The organism is Sphingobacterium prati, from assembly GCF_013167215.1.
Taxonomy (GTDB): domain Bacteria; phylum Bacteroidota; class Bacteroidia; order Sphingobacteriales; family Sphingobacteriaceae; genus Sphingobacterium; species Sphingobacterium prati.
Window position 1 is genome coordinate 768,726 of sequence record NZ_JABJWY010000034.1, and the last position, 18,481, is coordinate 787,206.

Below are 18,481 nucleotides of genomic sequence, written 5' to 3' on the forward strand. Positions count from 1 at the left end.
ACGCACTTTTCACGTATTTATGGCTGCCTATTTTCAGGTTTGCCCTTGGTATGTCTAAAATTCTTATGTATGTTAAAAACCTTTATAAATAGACCTGTTTTAGCGACGGTCATTTCTATCATTTTAGTCATATTGGGTTTGGTGGGGTTAAAATTACTTCCTGTATCCCGCTTTCCTGAAATCGCACCGCCGAGTGTCCTGGTATCACTGAGTTATCCGGGTGCCAACGCGGAGACGGTAGCAAAAAGTGTTTTGCTGCCCATTGAAGAGGCCATCAACGGTGTTGAAGACATGACGTACATTAAATCTTCTGCCTCCAATTCTGGTTCGGGAAGTGTATCCGTCTATTTCAAAACTGGAACAAATCCAGACATTGCCTCGGTGAATGTGCAAACCCGCATTTCAAAAGCCATTAGCGCTATTCCTGCCGAAGTAAATGAGGCCGGGATTACCGTTATGCCACGTCAGACGGGGGTTATCATGACCATTAATCTCTATTCAGATCATCAAGATAAGGCCTATGACGAGACTTTCTTGCAGGCCTACGCACAGATCAATCTCATGCGGCCCTTATTGCGTGTCGACGGGGTAGCGCAAGTATCCCGTCTCGGTGCAAGGGATTATGCGATGCGGCTTTGGCTAAATCCTGAAAAATTAGCACTCTATAATCTTGTCCCCCAAGACATTATGAACTCCATCAAAGATCAAAACTTTGAAATCGCTCCGGGTAAATTTGGGGAAACTTCTGACGAAGCATTTGAAACCGTGATTCGACACAAGGGGCGCTTTACAACCCCCGAAGAATTCCAGCATATTGTCATCAAGACAAACAATGATGGGTCGGTCCTCTACCTAAAGGATGTTGCGCGGGTAGAATTTGGCGCAACAAATCTCAGTAGCGACAATAAAGTTAATGGTCATCCCGGGCTGACCCTCAATCTGACACAAACCAGTGGTTCTAACGCCCACGATATAGATATTGCCGTCCGAAAGGTGCTCGAAGAGCAAGCTAAGACATTCCCTAAGGGATTACATTATGAAGTGACTTATTCCGTGCGTGACCAGATTGATGAATCCATCAATCAGGTTGAACACACCCTTTTTGAAGCGTTTATTCTCGTATTTATCATTGTTTTCATCTTCCTACAAGATTTTCGGTCTACCTTGATTCCTGCGATTGCAATACCCGTTTCTTTGGTAGGTACTTTCTTTTTCTTACAGCTGTTTGGCTTCTCGCTCAATGTATTGACGATGTTTGCCTTGGTGCTTGCCATTGGTATTGTTGTGGATGATGCTATTGTTGTTGTGGAGGCGATACATGAGAAAATGCACAGCACAGGATTAAAACCTAAAGCAGCAACATTATCGACAATGTCAGAAATTACCGGTGCGATACTGTCCATTACCATGGTCATGGCGGCCGTATTTTTGCCCGTTGGCTTTATGGAGGGACCTGCTGGTATCTTTTACCGACAATTTGCTTATACACTGGCAACTGCGATTTTAATATCGGCATTAAATGCATTGACATTGAGTCCTGCGTTATGTGCACTCTTACTCAAAGCGCCAAAACATCAGAACGAAGAAAAACATAAATCCAAAATTAATCAATTCAAAGATCGCTTCTTTAAAGCATTTAACACTTCTTTTGATCATCTGACTGCCCGGTATGTATCCATCGTGCAGTGGTTGATTAATCACAAAAAAGTAGCCTGGATAGGTTTGATATTGATTACCGCAATCGGAGTCGTTTTGATGGTCAAAACGCCAAAGAGTTTTATCCCAACAGAAGATGATGGATTTATCACTTACAACATCGCGCTGCCTCCAGGAGCTTCGCTAAGCCGGACGACAGAAGTCCTCCATCGTGCCGACAGCATACTGAAAAAAAGAAAAGATATTGAAGGAATGACAACGGTATCTGGATTCAACGCCCTGGATGGTAGTTCAAGCCCTGCATTTGCTGCAGGTTACATTACACTTAAGCCGCATGCAAAGCGCGAGCATATTAAAAATATCAATGCTTTTATGGACACCATCAGGAATGATTTGGCTCAAATTAATGAGGCTACATTCACAGTCTTCCCAAGACCAACCGTACAGGGATTTGGTGATTTTGCGGGCATTGAGATGGTTTTACAAGATCGCATGGGCGGTGACGTAAGGGACTTTAATACCATTGCGGATACTTTCATTAGCCAATTGAATACCCGTCCGGAAATCCGAAGCGCTTACACCAGCTTTAAATCCAATTTCCCACAATACGAGGTGAACATTGACGCTGTAAAAGCGAAATCACTTGGCGTTGAGATCAAAGATCTCATGTCCACGATCCGCTCCTATTTTGCACGGGTACAAGCCAGTGACTTTAATCGTTTCGGTCGTCAGTATCGTGTCTACGTGCAGTCGGATTTTGACTTCCGTAAAGACCCCGAGTCCTTCAATTCAATTTTCGTACGGAACAACAAAGGTGAGATGGTACCCATCAACACCATATTGACATTAGAAAAAACTGTTGGGCCCGAAACCATCACCCGGTATAATCTATACAATGCTATTTCAGTCAATATAACACCGGCTGAAGGATACAGCACCGATGACGCCATGCAGGCGATCCAAAAGCTAGCTGACCAGGAGCTTCCCGGCAACTATGGCTTTGAATGGACGGGAATGAGTTATGAGGAGAGTCAATCAGGCTCACAGACCATCCTGATCTTTGTACTGAGTATCTTGTTTGTTTACTTTCTACTCGCTGCACAGTATGAAAGCTATATTTTGCCTTGGGCGGTTTTGTTGTCAATACCTGTGGGTTTGATCGGTGTTTTTTCAGTGATCAATCTTGTCGGCTTGCAGAATAATATCTATGTACAGGTAGGCTTAATCATGCTTATCGGCCTATTGGCTAAAAATGCAATCCTCATTGTCGAGTTTGCCATACAAGAGCGCAAAAATGGGAAAACTATTGTCGAAGCGGCAGTCAGCGGCTCAAAATTAAGGTTAAGACCGATTTTAATGACCAGTCTCGCATTTGTTGCAGGTCTCGTTCCATTGATGTGGACAGTTGGCCCTTCGGCTATTGGTAATCACTCGATTAGCTTTAGCGCCGCAGGAGGCATGCTGCTAGGCGTTGCGTTTGGCATTTTTATTATTCCGGTACTCTTTGTTGTCTTCAAAGGTTTGGATGAGAAATTACAGGATAAATTAGCTAAAGAAGAAGAATGAAGAACATAAGAAAATACATTTCAGCACTATGTGTAGCTGCAGGCCTAATAATATTAATGAATGCCTGTAAAGTTGGCAAAGACTATGTTCAGCCCAAGCTAAAACTTCCCAACACCTTCCGTGGTGATACACTGGATTATTTTGGCGATACGTCAAGCATGGGTCTTATTCATTGGAAATCGTTTTTCCATGATCCCACCCTCAAACTACTAATCGACTCTGCTTTAGCCAATAACTTCGAGATGAAGACTGCATTGCTCAATCTCCAAATCTCCACGAGGGTCTTGGCACAGAATAAATCGAACTATTTACCAAGTGTCAATGCTACCATTGCCAATGGCAGCCGTACCTGGCGATCCAGAGATTTTGGAAGCGGGCCATTGACAAAATACTATGAGCGCAAGGGCGAAAAAGCAAGGGAAAATATGTTTGTTTACCAATCTCAATTTGGATCAGATATCAGTTTTAGCTGGGAGATAGACATCTGGAAAAAGATCAGCAGCAAACAAGAACAACTCCTTGCTGAATATTTGGATACACAGGAAGCGAAAAATGCAATTCGAACCAATATCATCACTGCTGTTGCCAAAGGTTACTTCAATCTTTTGATGCTAGATGCCAAGATTGAAGTGGCCAAACGCAATGTCCAATTGAATGACAGTACATTACGCATGATCAAACTTCAATACAATGCCGGTGAGATTACAGCGCTGGCCATACAACAAACCGAATCGCAACGCTTGCTTGCCGCTTCGCTCGTACCAGAATTGGAAAAGCAGATTGTAATTCAAGAGAATGCACTTCAGACGTTAACTGGAAGACTTCCAGATAGCATCAGGCGCGGGACTTCATATGAACACCTTTTTGCTGAAAGCAAAGACATCTCACTCGGTTCACCCATCGAAATTGTACGAAATCGTCCAGATATACGTTCGGCCGAGTTTCAATTGATGGCCGCTAATGCGAACGCCAATATTCAACAGGCTATGCGTTATCCTTCGCTCAACATCGGTGGAGTATTGGGGGTAAACGCTATGCTTCCCAGAAATTGGTTCAATATCCCCGGAGCTTTATTAGGTGGCATCACCGGCAATCTGACCACACCCATTTTCAAAAACAAAACTCTAAAAACACAATATGAAGTTGCTAGACTGGAACGGGATAAGGCCGAAATCCTGCTTCAACAGAAAGTGGTTGAAGCCGTTGCTGAAGTCTCCAATGCTGTAGTAACCGTCGACAAACAGCGTGAACAGCTGGAGCTGGCAAGGCAAAGAGTGGATAATGCGCATCTCGCGGTGAAGAATGCAAATCTACTCTTCAAAAGTGGTTATGCAACTTACCTCGAGGTGATCACCGCTCAGAGCAATGCCCTGGACAGCGATTTAGACCTTGTCGAATTACGCCAGCAGCATTTGGATGGCTTCGTGGACCTCTACCGTTCTCTAGGTGGCGGTTGGAGATAATGATTTAAAAAGCTATTTTTGTCTTATGACACCAGAAGAATTACAAGAATATTTTCGCTCTCGGGAGCTCCCCAAATCGCTGGAGATACAACAAGACATGCAAGTCTTTGATGTAGAGCGATTTATTAGCACGAGTTTTATTCATGTTGGACTATGGAAAAAAGATCTGAGCAAATGCCCCGCATGGGTAAGGCTGCTAAAGTTTAAAGAAGCTTTGGAAAATAACGAAAAAGCCTAACAAATTGTTAGGCTTTTTTTATGCATTTAGCTGTTGCAGCAATGCAGCCATCTCTTCCTTCGAAAAGATTTGCTCGGCGCCTCCCGCTAACATTTCAATACGTTCGATTTCATCACTACTCGAGGTCAGGCCAAATATACGGATGGAAGGAAATTTATCCCTGACTATTTTTGCGGTTTCGATACCATTTAAAATCGGCATGTGCAGATCCAGTATACATACCTCCGGTAGTGCTTTTTTATGTTCAATTAAATAGTCGATGAGATCTCTGCCGTTAGCGGCGCAATACACTAATTCCAAAGAATGGGATTGGGCCATAGCCCTCATCATCACATGATGGATCGTCACATCATCTGCGTAGACAATCTTACATTTACTTTTGGTATCCATTCGAAAAAGCTGTCATGCTACTAATTAATACAATAAAATTCTATAAATACGTAATAAAATAAAAAAACTGGAAATAAGTTAGCAAGAATTATTTTACTATGCAAATCTTATTTCAAAAAAAACACATTGTAATTCGCCTATAACGGAATTCAGATCGAATAAAAAGAATATTAATAGGTAGAAATTGTCTTGGGGACATTATATCCAGATCCCTGCACTTGTTGACAGACTTGATTTAACGATATGATATCGTTAAAAGTCATCCTCAATAATTTCGGCCACTCGCCCCACCTGACCATCAGTCAGTCTTACTTTAATACCTCTGGAATGATAAGAAGAAGATGTCAATAAATCTTTTACAATACCTTCTGTAAGATTTCCACTACGTTGATCTTTTTTTAAAATAATATTGACCAACATTCCGGGTTTTACGTCTGCTCTATTTCTTCCGTCCATATTCAAATGTAAGAAATAAAAAAGGAGTTTTCCAAAAGAAAACTCCCCTATTTTTTGTTGAATTATTGATTCGACCCCTGTTCTATGTGCGTTGAGGCCTTTGAGACGATGGATTTGATCCATGTTTTTTGTTTTCAACAATTCGCCTGCACGATTCGATATCAAGTTGTCGCGCGTACAATGATCGTATCAATATTCATCTTGTGCTAGCGAATATGCAAGACGATATTGTACCACTTAGGTTATTTGAACAACTTAAAAATATCATTTCCAAATATAAATACCATGAGCCCCAAAAGGATAAAGAATCCCACCATTTGTGCCTTTTCAAGAAACTTTTCGCTCAAAGGTTTGCCTTGGATCATCTCAATCAATAAGAATAAGACGTGACCGCCATCCAGTGCCGGAATAGGCAATAAATTCATAAATGCAAGTGCCATTGAAAGCATCCCGACCAAAGACCAAAAACGAATCCAATCCACTTCGGTACCAAACAAGGTAGCAATACCAATAGGACCAGATAGTGCTTTATCCGCCCGTACCTCACCTTTGAAAATTTTTCCGAAACCCTTGGCATTATCCGTAATTACCGTAAATGCTTTCTTAGCACCGATCGGAAAAGCCTCCAGGAGCGTATAATGTGTTGTAAACGATTTAATTGAATAATCATGATTGATACCAATACCTAACATAGCATCTGCCGGTACAGTACCTTGCAAAGGAACCTCAGCTCCAGCACGATTTACTTTAATGACAACAGCTTTGTTGACACTTGCTTTAATTAATCCCCTAAACTGATCAAAGAAAGGTACCTGAATATCGTTTACGGCAACAATGCTATCCCCTTTTGCAAAGCCCATTTTGCTGGCCACTGATCCTGGGGCCACCTGCGCCACGCTTGTTGTCTTCACACGTGGTTCAATAAACTTCTCTCCTTTTTTATCTGACAAAGTATTCAGTAAGTCTGCTGGTACCTTAATTTCTTTTGTTGCACCATCACGTTCTATCGTAAGGGCTACACCGCCCATTAACACTTTCGAACTGATTAACTCGGAGTAGTTTTCCACGCGATGTCCGTCGATAGCAATAACTTTATCACCTGCCTTCAGACCAATGGATTCACCAATAGATCCCGGGACAATACCGTTCACGAGCTGATCCATCCTGATATCTGTATTGCCCATTTTAAAGGTCAACATCCAAAAAACCAGGATACCCACGATAATATTAACAATAATACCGCCCAGCATCACGATCAAGCGTTGCCATGCGGGTTTCGAACGAAACTCCCAAGGTTGAGGTTCGCCTTTCAACTGTTCGGTATCCATTGACTCGTCGATCATGCCGGCAATCTTCACATAGCCACCCAAAGGTAACCAGCCAATACCGTACTCACAGCCTTTATAATTGAACTTAAACAATTTCACTCCCCAGGCATCAAAGAATAAATAGAATTTCTCCACTTTAATTCCAAATGCACGTGCTGCTAAAAAATGTCCTAACTCATGTAGAACAATTAAAATTGACAAGCCTAAAATCACTTGTCCGACCATAATTAAAACACCCATGTATGCTTTCTATATTTAATCTTTGATTATTTCTTTTGTTATCGACCGTGCTAAGCGATCAGTCTCCAAGTAGTCTTCTAATGTCGGATTAGCTATAAATCCTACCTTCCCCAGTGTACGTTCGATGACATCGCTCATTTCCAGGAATCCGATCTTATCGGCTAAAAAAGCGCCTACAACCACCTCATTTGCAGCGTTCAATATACAAGATTTATTTCCGCCAGCACGAAGTGTTTCATAAGCCAACGCCAAGTTCCGAAATGTTTCCCGATCCGCTTTTTCAAAATGTAGCGTCGGATAGTCCATAAAATTGAACCGCTCAAAATTATTTTCGAATCGGGCAGGATAAGTCAAGGCATATTGAATAGGCAATTTCATATCCGGAACCCCCATTTGTGCTTTTATGGAGCCATCCTTAAATTGGACCAAGGAATGTACAATCGACTCTGGATGTACAATGACATCAACCTGATCGATCGAAAGATCAAAAAGCCATTTCGCCTCGATCACCTCAAGACCTTTGTTCATCAAAGAAGCGGAATCTATCGTGATTTTGGCCCCCATAGACCAATTGGGATGTTTTAACGCTTGCACTTTCGTTACATGCAGCAACTCTTCTCTTTTTTTTCCGCGGAAAGGCCCTCCAGATGCTGTCACATAAATTTTCTCAATGGGATTTTGGTCTTCACCGACCAAACATTGGAAGATGGCCGAATGTTCAGAATCTACAGGTAACATATTTACACCATATTCTTTGACCAGAGCCATAATCAACTCGCCGGCCACCACAAGGGTTTCTTTATTGGCCAAAGCAATATCTTTCTTGGATCGGATGGCTACGACAGTAGGTTTTAAACCTGCAGACCCCACAATAGCATTTAACACAATGCTGATTTCGGTATATTGCACCACTTCAATCAATCCCTCCTCACCGTATAAAACAGTCGTCTCCTGAGATGCCAAGGCCTCTTTAACCTTTTTATATTCGATCGGATCGGTCACGACGACCGATTTTGGTTTAAACTCTAACGCCTGTTTGATCAACAGCTCGCCGTTGCTGCCGCAAGTCAAAACAACTGCTTCAAACTTATCCGGAAAGGCTCTAATAACATCCAAGGCTTGTGTGCCGACACTACCCGTTGCCCCTAAAATGGCAATTCCTTTTTTACTCAAAACCTTCTCTCTTTATTAAAATATATTATTCAAAATCTTTGGATCCTCCCCGCCGTGGTAGTCCGACATCATCTCCCGATAAGCAACCGAAACAACAATACAGGCCAAAGGTACCACCAAGAATGAACTCACAAGGTTCAAAATAATAAAAATTATGTAATATTCTAAAAAATTAAAATACATCTGCAATAATTGAAAAAAAGCAAATACCGCCAAGATCAATAATAATTTGAATACATTCCCCTTGGTCAGCGCAAAACTAAACCGTAGCGACTTAAATGTTCCCGCATGTTTATCAATGATAAAGAAGGGATAAAATGCCACACGAATAATCAATATAAATGTCAATATTGCTGCGATGAAGACTACAAAAACAGTGAACTTACCCATGAGCTCAGCACGATTTTCTCCATTTTCAAATATATACAGAAACGGAAGCGATACGGCTCCCAGTAGTAATAATAGTGCAATAGAAAGTACCATAATACTTAGCATCGCACCAAAAAAATAGATAAGCTCTTTGCTGCTAGGGATACAGTGGATCAATTTTTTATCCTGATTGCCATCGATTAGATTGAGAATGTATTTGAATAAGGTGAGATTCAGCCCGAAATACATCACCATGAAAAAGAAGGCCATAAAACCGCTCAATACCACATTGAAATCACTGATCGTGGTGGCCAAAAAATTGGATAAACCAGAGGTTATAAACAGTAAAAAACAAAGGCCGGCAACAGAAAAATAATGCTTTTTAAGTAGCTCCAACGATTTATTAAAAACTTCATTTACGGCAAAAGTACTTTCCTTTAGGAATTGAATCATTTTTTCTTTAAATAAACTTTTACAAAGATGCCATTATTTTTAATTTTCAACAATTTAGCCTGCTATAAAATTGATATTTTTTATATTTTTCAATAAAAAATCCCTTATCCTAGCAAAAGATAAGGGATTTTGAAGAGAACCGTAGCATTTACTACTTAAACTCTTTTGGAAGAGGTTTCTCTAATAGATATTGATAGTAGAAACGTGCACGCTCATTAAAGTCATATTTACTTTTTGAACGGTCAAATCCGTGGCGGCTGCCCGGATAGATCATCAATTCAAATGGCACGCTTCGATTCGTTAATTTATCCACCAGCTGCGTGGTATTCTGCAAATGCACATTGTCATCCATATCACCATGCATGATACGTAATACACCTTTGTAATTGTTGGTATAGGTCAATACTGACCCCGTTTTATACCCTTCAGGATTATCCTGCGGCGTATCCATCCAACGTTCGGTATAATGCGTATCGTAGAGTTCCCAAGAGGTCACAGGTGCACCGGCAATACCAAAGTCAAATACATCAGCTGCTTTGGTCATCGCTAGACAAGTCATGTAACCGCCATAACTATGACCTGTAATCAATACTTTGTTTTTAGCAACCCAAGACTGCGATTTCAGCCATTTTACGATAGTGGAATAATCGATTATTTCCCAATGCCCCAGGTTACGGTGCATATAAGCAACCCCTTGTTTACCAAAATGACCAGACGCCCGGTGATCCGCTGAAACCTGGATAACACCCTCATTCGCCCAATACTGATTGCCGGTACCTTTCCAGGTATCCTTTACTGTACCCGCATCAGGACCTCCATAAATACTAAAAACAACAGGGTACGTTTTCGATTTGTCAAAATCGGTTGGATAGGTAATCGTCAGCGGCAGATCAAAAAGACCATCATCTGATTTGATATGCAAATACTCCGTTTTCCCATAAGTATATGAATCAAAGTCCGCAGCTTTGCTATTTGCCAATTGGCGCAGCACTTTACCTTGATTATCCACTAACGCAAAACGGTCCGGTGTACGCACATTGGAATATCGGGTGATAAAATACTTGCCATCAGGCGATACGTTGACATCATGTGAATATTCACCAAAGGTCAAACGTTTCAGATTTTTACCCGAATAATCTACACGATATAGGTCAAAACGAGCGGAATTTTCCTTACGCGCTGTAAAATAAATTACTTTATTTTTCTCATCTATCCTTTTGATCTCAGTCACCTGCCAATTGCCTGATGTAATCGGATTCACCAATGTCCCATCCAACTTATACAGGTAATAATGCGCCCAACCGGTTTTATCCGATTTTAAAATATAATATTTATTGTCAGCAAGGTACGTAATGCGCTCCTCATGATCCAAATTGATCCACGAAGATTGGTGTTCATCGTAAATCTCCTTTTTTAGCCCTGTATTCGGATCGACCTGATAGAATTTCAGGTTATTCTGATCCCTGTTCATCCATTGGATCATTACATTTTTACTATCAAATGCCCAATAAGGCTGGCCGAAATACTGATCATCCTTTTCATTAAAATCCGCCCAGGTCACCTTACCGCCGTTCAATTGTACAATACCCACTTTAACCTCAGGATTAGGGTCTCCCGCCTTCGGATAACGTGTTTCTTCGAGATAACCATGTTGCCCTTTGGATGAATAAATCGGAAACATCGGCACCTTGGTATCATCAAAACGCATAAAAGCGATCATTTTGCTATCTGGCGACCACCAAAAGGCTTTATAATTTGTCGAGCGGCCCAAAATCTCCTCATAGTAAACCCACGAAGACCAGCCATTATAAATCACATCGGTACCGTCATTCGTATACTGAAATTCTTTTCCGGTATTCACCTCAACACTATATAAGTTACTTTTACGTGTAAAGGCCACATATTGACCGTCTGGAGATAAAGTAGGATTTTGTTCAGCAACCTCAGGTGAATTAGTCAGTTTTTTCGCTGCACCGGAGCCATTTTTGATAAAAATATCATTATCCTCAACATAGACAACTGTCCCTTCCTTGGCAGGAACCGTATAGATACTTCTCTTCCCCGATTTGACGTTGACCTGATAGAGCCTGCTATCGTTGACGTCATTTTCAAGATAAGCGGTTTCATCCGCCCAGCCCGGATATTGATTTGTGCGCACGGTTAAAGACTGCTTCTGTCCCCAGGATTGCGCAAAATCCAATTTCTTCTGCGCAAAGGTCAGATCATGCACAAAAAACACAATAGATGCACCGAAAAGCACTCTTGATACTGTATTCATTAATTCTTGGATATGTTTATTAATTATTTCAGCTAAGATAAAGAATTGTGGTAAATAACCACGATTTTCCCTGTAACAAGCTTATTCAAACCTACACATCGTTGACAGCCCCAAATAGTAGTCAACTTTATTACGAACGATATTGCTCAAAGAGAGCAAGCTGGATACCTTCCTTTGGAAAATCCGCCTCATCCACGAAATTAGAAACGGAAACTCCCAGTAACCGCACTTTATTAGCTAAGATAATCTTACTCAAGAGGCTATGGGCTGTTGCATAGATTTTTTCTTCCGAATCAAAACTGGTATCCAATGTAACGCTTCTTGTTAGCTGAACAAAATCTGCATACTTTAGTTTCAATGTCAGCGTCCTGCCCAAGATTTCCTTTTTTCCAACGCGCTCCCAAAGCTGTTTGCTCAGTCTTTGAAGAATAGCGTTCAATTCTTCAAAGGTTTCGATGTCCGCCTCAAACGTATCCTCTATACCAACCGATTTACTACTTCGATTTGGGGTCACAGGCCGGTCGTCTATGCCCCGGACTATACGGTAAAAAAAATGTCCAGTCTTACCAAACCAACGCACCAAGTCATCCTCACGCTGTTTTTTGAGATCCATACCTGTAAATAAAGCCAACTCGTGCATTTTCTTGGCAGTCACTTTCCCCACGCCAAAGAATTTCTCCACAGGTAGGGACTCCATAAATTTCAGCACCTTTGAAGGGCCTATAAATGTCAGACCATTGGGCTTATCCATATCGGAAGCAATCTTGGCGACAAATTTATTAACTGAAACTCCTGCAGACACAGTCAGGTTCAATTCTTCCTTGATTGCACTTTTAATCGCTTTAGCGATGTCGATAGCTGAACCTATTCCCTGTTTGTCGATCGTAACGTCCAAAAAGGCCTCATCGAGTGACAAAGGCTCAATTAAATCCGTATACCGTTGAAAGATCTCCCTAATCTGATAGGAAACTTGTTTATATACATCAAATCGTGGGCGGGTAAATATAATCTCCGGACAAAGCTGAAGCGCTTTTCGTGAACTCATCGCTGACTTTACGCCAAATTTACGCGCTTCATAACTGGCTGTCGCCACCACCCCGCGCCCGTCCGGTGAGCCACCCACAGCGATAGCTTTGCCCCGATATTCCGGAAAATCCCGCTGCTCCACGGATGCATAAAAAGCATCCATATCCAGGTGGATAATTTTACGATATGATTGGGACGAATCCATTGTTCAAATTTACAAAAATTAGCAAGAATCACTAGAATCCGCAATGAAATACTAACATCATTAGTCCGTTAAGCCGATTATCAGGCAGTTAATATTTACGCCTATAAGCTTAACTTTTTCTACCTTATTTTTTCTTTGACTATAATTGGCCGAATTCTTGTGAATGATGAATTTATAAAGGCTGTGACAGAGCTCCAATATCAGTTGACAATAGTCTTGAACTTCCATATTGCTACTTATTTTCCATAAAAATTAAAAAGCAATAGGATATTTTTGAGCAAACGCAAACTTGAATACGTGAAAAGAAACGATATAACAAACACTAGTGTAAAGAATTATGGAAAATTTACCGGAACAAAAACGGACTAAATCAGGCTTTAAGAAATTTGTATTTGTCCTATTACTCTTTTTGTTAGTAGGCTTTGGGTCTTATGTTTACTGGAAATACTATTATGTCTTTGGTGAAGGGGTAAAATCAGGCTATTTAAATTTTGCTGTTAAAAAAGGTAATATATTTAAGACGTACGAGGGTAAACTCATCCAAGAAGGATTTGGTCGTGCCAAAACCGGTGGAATTGCCAGCAATCAATTTGAATTTTCTATTGAGGATGATTCGATATTTCGCCAACTGGAACTGAATAGCGGTAAATATTTTGATCTTCGTTACAAAGAGTACCATGGGGCGCTGCCCTGGCGAGGCAATACAGTTTATGTAGTCGACAAAATCATTAACATGAAATAAATAAAGGAGGGTATCCCCTCCTTTATTATGCGGAAAGCACATCTCGGACCGTTAACTGTTCTTCAAAATAACTTTTAAGTATTGTACCGTCGCCATGCAATGTCCAGACTTCCCGCGGCGCTACCATTTTTATATAATGAAGGATATCATTCCAGTCTACATGGTCTGATATATACAATTCGATATCATTCTGAGCTTGTAGCCGCTTCCATCCAGAAGCAAATGCCCGCAATACTTTTGTCGCTCTAAAATAACTCTTGAAGGTCATGGGCGGCACCAGGTAAACCTTATTCTGCTCTCCCTGTTTCATTTCCCTGCGGTTGTAAGGCTCATAACTCATTTTTTTAAGTCCATGTTCATCATACAACCGATGGTAAGGTAATATTCCGCTGTGTACCAGCACCCTTCTTTCTGGGCAATACCTATTGATCAGATCGGTCACCCGTTGTGCTTTACCCAGTACATAAGTTCCCAACAGGATATTGCTCGCATGTCCCTCCAGTTTCTTGATCTCAGCAATAGGATCGGGATGGATGATCTCGGGGTTTGCGAATGTACTCTCGGTGATCAACACATCGGCCTGCTGCACTTCGATGGCTTCACAGGTCTCATCAGGCTGTAACTTATAGTCGCCCGTATATAAATATCGTACACCTTTATATTCCATTAAGATCTGCGCCGAACCCAATATATGGCCAGCTGGTAAAAAAGTGATTTCGATCATACCTATTTTAAAGGAGCTATTAAATAATTTTATCTGATAGGAATCCTTACGGTTTTGCTTATAGCGGTAATTCATAAACAACGCAGTCCCATTGGTACAATAGACATAATCATGCCCCGAGCTGGCGTGGTCACCGTGGGCATGAGATACCACATTATGTGCTACGGGACCACCCGCATCGATAAAAAAGTCGCCATAACGGCAATAATACCCTTCCGGTTTTCTGACCAAAAAGTCAGACAATATGATAGACATATACTTATTTTAGAAATTTTTGATGCAATGTCCATACCTGCGGTAGTAGTGGAGTGATTCCATCGTTAATGATGACGAAGTCCGCGAGCTGCAATTTTTCCTCGTCAGACAATTGTTTGCTGATACGTTCCCGTACCTGTTGTTCGGTGACGCTATCCCGCTTAATGACGCGCTGTATACGAACATCCATTGGGGCTGTAACCAATATGGTATAATCCAGTTCTTTGTAGGAGCCACTTTCGAAAAGTAGCGCGGCTTCTTTTAGCGAATATCGTGATGTTTGCCGCTCGGCCCAATCTTTAGCTTCCTGAATGACAATCGGGTGTACAATACCGTTTAATAATTCCAGTTTTTCCTTGTCCGAAAAAACGATAGTTGCCAGGAATGTCCTGTCCAATTTACCATCCTTGTAAGTTGCCTCGCCAAACAGCTCGATTAACTGTTTTTTGATCCGTGTATCGGAATTCATCAACCTTTTGGCTTCTTCATCCGCGTTATAGACAGGCACCCCCAAGGCTTCAAAAAGCTTAGCAAGAAATGTTTTTCCGGAACCGATCCCGCCTGTTATTCCTATTTTCAAACCCATTTTATCCCTATTTTCGTACAAAGAAGTCCACATTTTGCGGCACAACACTGATAATCTTACAATAATCCGGCACCTTAGTCAACAGGATCGGCAAATATTGTACTTCGTTTTTTTCCCAGTCTGCCAAGTCTACCACAGCCTCAAAATCGCGGGATGTATAATTATTATAATCTTTAACCGACATCAGTACAGTAATCACCACTTTACTTGGGCTGGGTCTAACGGAGCTATAACGTTGTCCATTTTCAACTTTCACAGGTAGTTCAATAAGTTTCTCGGTCAATTCGCCTACCGGCATCAATACTTCCACAGAAGTAGGATATACGTTGATGTTTCCTTTTTGGTTACGGGCAAGATTGGCCACAGTGCGTACATCAGTCTCCACCTCTTTCCCGCGAACAGTATCTGTTTCCCAATATTCTATCGTGGAAACATCCTCGTATGGCCCTGTAATGGTCACATATGCAGGTGTCACCTTGGTGTCTGCGATAAAACCATAACCCTTTTTGAACAAGATATTGGACAATGGTTTTACAGGAACCTTGCGCTGTGTTTGTTTTGAGAAATCGAAAAACAAGGTATCCGGACTCACAGAAACGACACGTTGTTCATGCGGAAATTGACGGTTAATAAATCCCAATTGATTGGAAAAGACAATCCAATCTTTTGTTTTCAGTGAACTGAGATCGACCTGCACTTTTGGTGTTTCTAAGGCGGCCTTAGAAAACAGGAACTGCCAGCCCGTCATCTCGAGCTTTACTTTGACGGTATCGGATTGTTGTGGGTGAAAAGCACGTTTTTCCGGCAAATTGACATATTCTATCGCCGCCTTAACAGACACCGTATATTGATTGGAAATTGAAAACAGTAACCAAGCGAGCAACGAAATTCCAACACAGCGCACAAAGATATTGATCTTGCGTCGTTGGGTCTTATTTAGTCGAACTGCGTTTGCCATGCTACAAACTTAATCAATTTGCGTAAAAATAAGTTCAAAAGGAATTAAAAATCCATATTGCGCTACCTTATAATAGCGACCATAGCTGTTCAAAATTTATAGACCATTTGACACAGTAGGACAAAAACAATCGGATTTAATAGAAACAAATGGGATCGTCATACGATAAACTAATTTAACGATCATTCAGATCCGCTCCGATACTGGCTAAAGACAAGATGTTCCTTCCCATTGATCTTCAGTAATGCACCTTCCTTCATCGGCTGTATTTCGTCACGAACGTCCATGACGTCACGATAAGAATGATCAGCAATCAGTATCCTTTTATATAGTCTCGTATAAGAAAAATGTTCCTTAAACAATTCGATATATAATGGACTTAGCCCTACAAAAGGCTCATCAAGAGTAACAGATCAATTCCACTTCGATTGACAATTCAACACATTTTTTAAAAAATATTGACCATAAATGATGTGAATCTAAAAAATACAGCTACTTCTACAACACAGGAATGAGTGCTTCTTCTCCACAGTGCGCGGAACAAAACTCTAATTAATTCATACCAACTCTTCTATTAACAGGGATATTATAGGGGGTTAACAGGGGTATAACAAGGGTATAATTGGGATAAATCCCTGCTATTACCTTGTTATTACTTTGTAAAAGTAGTGTTACTTCGATTTTAACTAAGAATTTGGTATTATATTGGTAATAAGTTAGATACCAGCAATTATAAACCAATAGAAAGAAACGACTATGGCAATTTTACAAAATGGCCCCAATGGCCCTATAACCGGAAAATTCGGTTCTGTCAGTGCTTATATATTGAATGGCCAAAATATTGTACGCGGCCCTAAAAGAAAACGTACATCCCCGCCCAGTGAAGCAGAACTCCTCAACAGAAAAAAGCAAAAAGTTGCCGGGCGATTTGCCGGAGACAATCGGCCGATACTAGACTTTGGTTACAAGTTTTTGGCAGAAAAAGGAAGCCGCATAGGAGCGTTCCAACTGGCTCAGCGCCATATTTTTAAGGAAGCTATGGAACTGGATTCGGATAATAATCCTTTCATTAACCCTGAAAAGCTAGTTGTATTTACAGGACAGCTCAGGCCATTATCCAACTGTCAGGTTAGCCTCCACGGTAGTGTAATCGATCTCAAATGGACACCTGATGCGCAATATGAGCGGAGCTTCTACAAAATCAATCTGGCATTGATTGGTTTATATGGTGAATCTCATTTGAAAACTTCCATTGCAGAGGTAAATCAGGGTAGCTGTTCATTACAATTTGATGAAATAAGCACAAAAAATTGTGATTATCATGTTTACGTCTGCATATGGGATACTCTGAATGGCGGCTTTTCAAATTCCGCTTACTGTGGAGTTATATGAGTAGAATGTCTAATAAGTAGAATGTCCAAGGCTGACTACAAACGAAGGATAGCATAGAGGCCCCCGTACAACGGTAGAATAGAATAGAGCTACAATCGAAAAAAATGCATTAAATAATAAAGCCAGCCCATTTTTGAAGGCTGGCTTTCATTTTTCTCAAGAAAAAAGCTTATGAAGCACTCTTCTCTGTTGCGTTTGCAGCTTTTGAAGCATCCAAAGCAATTGCGGACTTGTCAAAACGAATTCTTACGCCTGAACCAACGTCTACTAAAAAAGTAGCATCAGATACCTCTACGATACGCCCGTGGATACCGGCTGTCGTAACGACTTTAGAGTTGACACCCAATTCTTCAATATATTTCTTATGATCTTTTTGCTTCTTCATCTGCGGTCTGATCATGAAGAAATAAAATACCACAATGATTAAAACCATTGGTAAAAAACTCATCATACTACTCCCACCGGCTGCTTGTAATAATACTGTATTCATCTGTTATTATATCGTTTAATAATGTGTTATTTTGCTAATACTTCACCCTTTAGCTGGACGGTTGTCAGCCCATTTGAAGCATTTGACTGAATCGTAATAATCTTTTGCTGCTTACCAACCTGCCCTTCACTGTTGAAAGTAACATGGATATCCGATGTTCCTCCCGGTAAGATAGGGCTTTTTGAAAACTCTGGCTGCGTACAGCCACAAGATGCCGTCACTTTGGATAAGATAACTGGCGCATCACCAGTGTTCTTCAATACAAAAGTGTGCTTCACCTGTGCACCTTCTTTGATCTGTCCAAAATCAAATGCCGACTCTGCAAATTCTACTTTACCCAGTTGCGCCGCAGCTTTAGAAAGACTATCTGCCGCTACGGTTTCAGTCCCTGTCTTAGCAACCTCAACTTTTCCGTTTTGGGAATTTCCACAAGAAAAGAAAAGTAGCGATGCCAAAGCTAAAACTGAATATTTACTAAAGTTTTTCATTTGTT

At 41.0% G+C, this 18,481-nt stretch carries 17 protein-coding genes; 5 read left to right on the top strand and 12 right to left on the bottom strand.

Going from position 1 to position 18,481, the window contains the following annotated elements; genetic code table 11:
- Window positions 1-69: 69 nt before the first annotated feature.
- From HPC41_RS13470 to HPC41_RS13480, 3 genes are read left to right on the top strand one after another with little or no spacing between them, the layout of a single operon-like run.
- Window positions 70-3,222, top strand: coding sequence for an efflux RND transporter permease subunit (locus HPC41_RS13470; RefSeq protein ID WP_172394510.1), 3,153 nt, complete (start codon window positions 70-72; stop codon window positions 3,220-3,222).
- A complete protein-coding gene (locus tag HPC41_RS13475) occupies window positions 3,219-4,685 on the top strand; it encodes an efflux transporter outer membrane subunit (RefSeq protein WP_172394511.1) in 1,467 nt (488 codons plus the stop codon). Before HPC41_RS13470 ends, HPC41_RS13475 begins: the two co-directional genes overlap by 4 nt.
- A 25-nt stretch (window positions 4,686-4,710) precedes the next feature.
- Window positions 4,711-4,923, top strand: coding sequence for a DUF6965 family protein (locus tag HPC41_RS13480; RefSeq protein ID WP_172394512.1), 213 nt, complete (start codon window positions 4,711-4,713; stop codon window positions 4,921-4,923).
- An 18-nt stretch (window positions 4,924-4,941) separates the two neighbouring features.
- Here the strand turns inward: HPC41_RS13480 and HPC41_RS13485 are convergent, their stop codons facing one another.
- From HPC41_RS13485 to dinB, 7 genes are all read right to left on the bottom strand, one after another.
- The gene (locus HPC41_RS13485) at window positions 4,942-5,313 is read right to left on the bottom strand and encodes a response regulator (RefSeq protein ID WP_172394513.1); all 372 of its coding nucleotides are present in this window, start codon (window positions 5,311-5,313) and stop codon (window positions 4,942-4,944) included.
- 252 nt (window positions 5,314-5,565) lie between these two features.
- A complete protein-coding gene (locus HPC41_RS13490) occupies window positions 5,566-5,769 on the bottom strand; it encodes a YwbE family protein (protein ID WP_104382499.1) in 204 nt (67 codons plus the stop codon).
- Window positions 5,770-6,011: 242 nt separating this feature from the next.
- Window positions 6,012-7,337, bottom strand: coding sequence for an RIP metalloprotease RseP (gene rseP, locus HPC41_RS13495; RefSeq protein WP_172394514.1), 1,326 nt, complete (start codon window positions 7,335-7,337; stop codon window positions 6,012-6,014).
- 15 nt (window positions 7,338-7,352) lie between these two features.
- Complete coding sequence (locus HPC41_RS13500; protein ID WP_172394515.1) at window positions 7,353-8,510, bottom strand: 1-deoxy-D-xylulose-5-phosphate reductoisomerase; 1,158 nt, start codon at window positions 8,508-8,510, stop codon at window positions 7,353-7,355.
- 15 nt (window positions 8,511-8,525) lie between these two features.
- Window positions 8,526-9,332, bottom strand: coding sequence for a beta-carotene 15,15'-monooxygenase (locus HPC41_RS13505; RefSeq protein WP_172394516.1), 807 nt, complete (start codon window positions 9,330-9,332; stop codon window positions 8,526-8,528).
- Between the two features lie 151 nt (window positions 9,333-9,483).
- Window positions 9,484-11,610, bottom strand: a complete 2,127-nt coding sequence (locus HPC41_RS13510; protein ID WP_172394517.1) for a S9 family peptidase — start codon at window positions 11,608-11,610, stop codon at window positions 9,484-9,486.
- A 130-nt stretch (window positions 11,611-11,740) separates the two neighbouring features.
- The gene (dinB, locus tag HPC41_RS13515) at window positions 11,741-12,841 is read right to left on the bottom strand and encodes a DNA polymerase IV (RefSeq protein ID WP_172394518.1); all 1,101 of its coding nucleotides are present in this window, start codon (window positions 12,839-12,841) and stop codon (window positions 11,741-11,743) included.
- A 337-nt stretch (window positions 12,842-13,178) separates the two neighbouring features.
- On the opposite strand from dinB, the gene HPC41_RS13520 reads away from it, so the two are divergent.
- The gene (locus HPC41_RS13520; protein ID WP_216660750.1) at window positions 13,179-13,583 is read left to right on the top strand and encodes a hypothetical protein; all 405 of its coding nucleotides are present in this window, start codon (window positions 13,179-13,181) and stop codon (window positions 13,581-13,583) included.
- A gap of 25 nt (window positions 13,584-13,608) precedes the next feature.
- Here HPC41_RS13520 and HPC41_RS13525 read toward each other — a convergent pair whose 3' ends face one another.
- Genes HPC41_RS13525 through HPC41_RS13535 form a run of 3 tightly spaced genes read right to left on the bottom strand, consistent with a single transcriptional unit; the run spans window position 13,609 to window position 16,106 of the window.
- Window positions 13,609-14,562, bottom strand: coding sequence for an MBL fold metallo-hydrolase (locus tag HPC41_RS13525; RefSeq protein ID WP_216660751.1), 954 nt, complete (start codon window positions 14,560-14,562; stop codon window positions 13,609-13,611).
- A 4-nt stretch (window positions 14,563-14,566) separates the two neighbouring features.
- Window positions 14,567-15,148, bottom strand: a complete 582-nt coding sequence (gene coaE / locus HPC41_RS13530; protein ID WP_172394519.1) for a dephospho-CoA kinase — start codon at window positions 15,146-15,148, stop codon at window positions 14,567-14,569.
- 7 nt (window positions 15,149-15,155) lie between these two features.
- Window positions 15,156-16,106 (bottom strand): CdaR family protein, encoded by a 951-nt coding sequence (locus HPC41_RS13535; RefSeq protein WP_172394520.1) that lies wholly within the window; start codon window positions 16,104-16,106, stop codon window positions 15,156-15,158.
- A 756-nt stretch (window positions 16,107-16,862) separates the two neighbouring features.
- On the opposite strand from HPC41_RS13535, the gene HPC41_RS13540 reads away from it, so the two are divergent.
- Entirely contained in the window at window positions 16,863-17,498 is a 636-nt protein-coding gene (locus HPC41_RS13540; RefSeq protein WP_172394521.1) for a hypothetical protein, read from the top strand.
- 169 nt (window positions 17,499-17,667) lie between these two features.
- On the opposite strand, the gene yajC is transcribed toward HPC41_RS13540, so the two are convergent.
- Together yajC and HPC41_RS13550 are read right to left on the bottom strand one after the other, a co-directional pair.
- A complete protein-coding gene (gene yajC / locus HPC41_RS13545) occupies window positions 17,668-17,988 on the bottom strand; it encodes a preprotein translocase subunit YajC (protein ID WP_172394522.1) in 321 nt (106 codons plus the stop codon).
- Between the two features lie 26 nt (window positions 17,989-18,014).
- Window positions 18,015-18,476: a DUF1573 domain-containing protein gene (locus HPC41_RS13550; RefSeq protein ID WP_172394523.1), complete on the bottom strand. Its 462-nt coding sequence runs from the start codon at window positions 18,474-18,476 to the stop codon at window positions 18,015-18,017.
- Window positions 18,477-18,481: the final 5 nt, after the last annotated feature.

Bases quoted from the DNA above. Each gene is read 5' to 3' on its own strand.
- HPC41_RS13490 (WP_104382499.1), bottom strand. From the start codon at position 5,769: ATGGACGGAAGAAATAGAGCAGACGTAAAACCCGGAATGTTGGTCAAT.
- coaE (WP_172394519.1), bottom strand. From the start codon at position 15,148: ATGGGTTTGAAAATAGGAATAACAGGCGGGATCGGTTCCGGAAAAACA.
- HPC41_RS13510 (WP_172394517.1), bottom strand. From the start codon at position 11,610: ATGAATACAGTATCAAGAGTGCTTTTCGGTGCATCTATTGTGTTTTTT.
- HPC41_RS13535 (WP_172394520.1), bottom strand. From the start codon at position 16,106: ATGGCAAACGCAGTTCGACTAAATAAGACCCAACGACGCAAGATCAAT.
- yajC (WP_172394522.1), bottom strand. From the start codon at position 17,988: ATGAATACAGTATTATTACAAGCAGCCGGTGGGAGTAGTATGATGAGT.
- HPC41_RS13475 (WP_172394511.1), top strand. From the start codon at position 3,219: ATGAAGAACATAAGAAAATACATTTCAGCACTATGTGTAGCTGCAGGC.
- HPC41_RS13470 (WP_172394510.1), top strand. From the start codon at position 70: ATGTTAAAAACCTTTATAAATAGACCTGTTTTAGCGACGGTCATTTCT.
- dinB (WP_172394518.1), bottom strand. From the start codon at position 12,841: ATGGATTCGTCCCAATCATATCGTAAAATTATCCACCTGGATATGGAT.
- HPC41_RS13480 (WP_172394512.1), top strand. From the start codon at position 4,711: ATGACACCAGAAGAATTACAAGAATATTTTCGCTCTCGGGAGCTCCCC.
- HPC41_RS13550 (WP_172394523.1), bottom strand. From the start codon at position 18,476: ATGAAAAACTTTAGTAAATATTCAGTTTTAGCTTTGGCATCGCTACTT.
- HPC41_RS13505 (WP_172394516.1), bottom strand. From the start codon at position 9,332: ATGATTCAATTCCTAAAGGAAAGTACTTTTGCCGTAAATGAAGTTTTT.
- HPC41_RS13485 (WP_172394513.1), bottom strand. From the start codon at position 5,313: ATGGATACCAAAAGTAAATGTAAGATTGTCTACGCAGATGATGTGACG.
- HPC41_RS13525 (WP_216660751.1), bottom strand. From the start codon at position 14,562: ATGTCTATCATATTGTCTGACTTTTTGGTCAGAAAACCGGAAGGGTAT.
- HPC41_RS13520 (WP_216660750.1), top strand. From the start codon at position 13,179: ATGGAAAATTTACCGGAACAAAAACGGACTAAATCAGGCTTTAAGAAA.
- HPC41_RS13540 (WP_172394521.1), top strand. From the start codon at position 16,863: ATGGCAATTTTACAAAATGGCCCCAATGGCCCTATAACCGGAAAATTC.
- rseP (WP_172394514.1), bottom strand. From the start codon at position 7,337: ATGGGTGTTTTAATTATGGTCGGACAAGTGATTTTAGGCTTGTCAATT.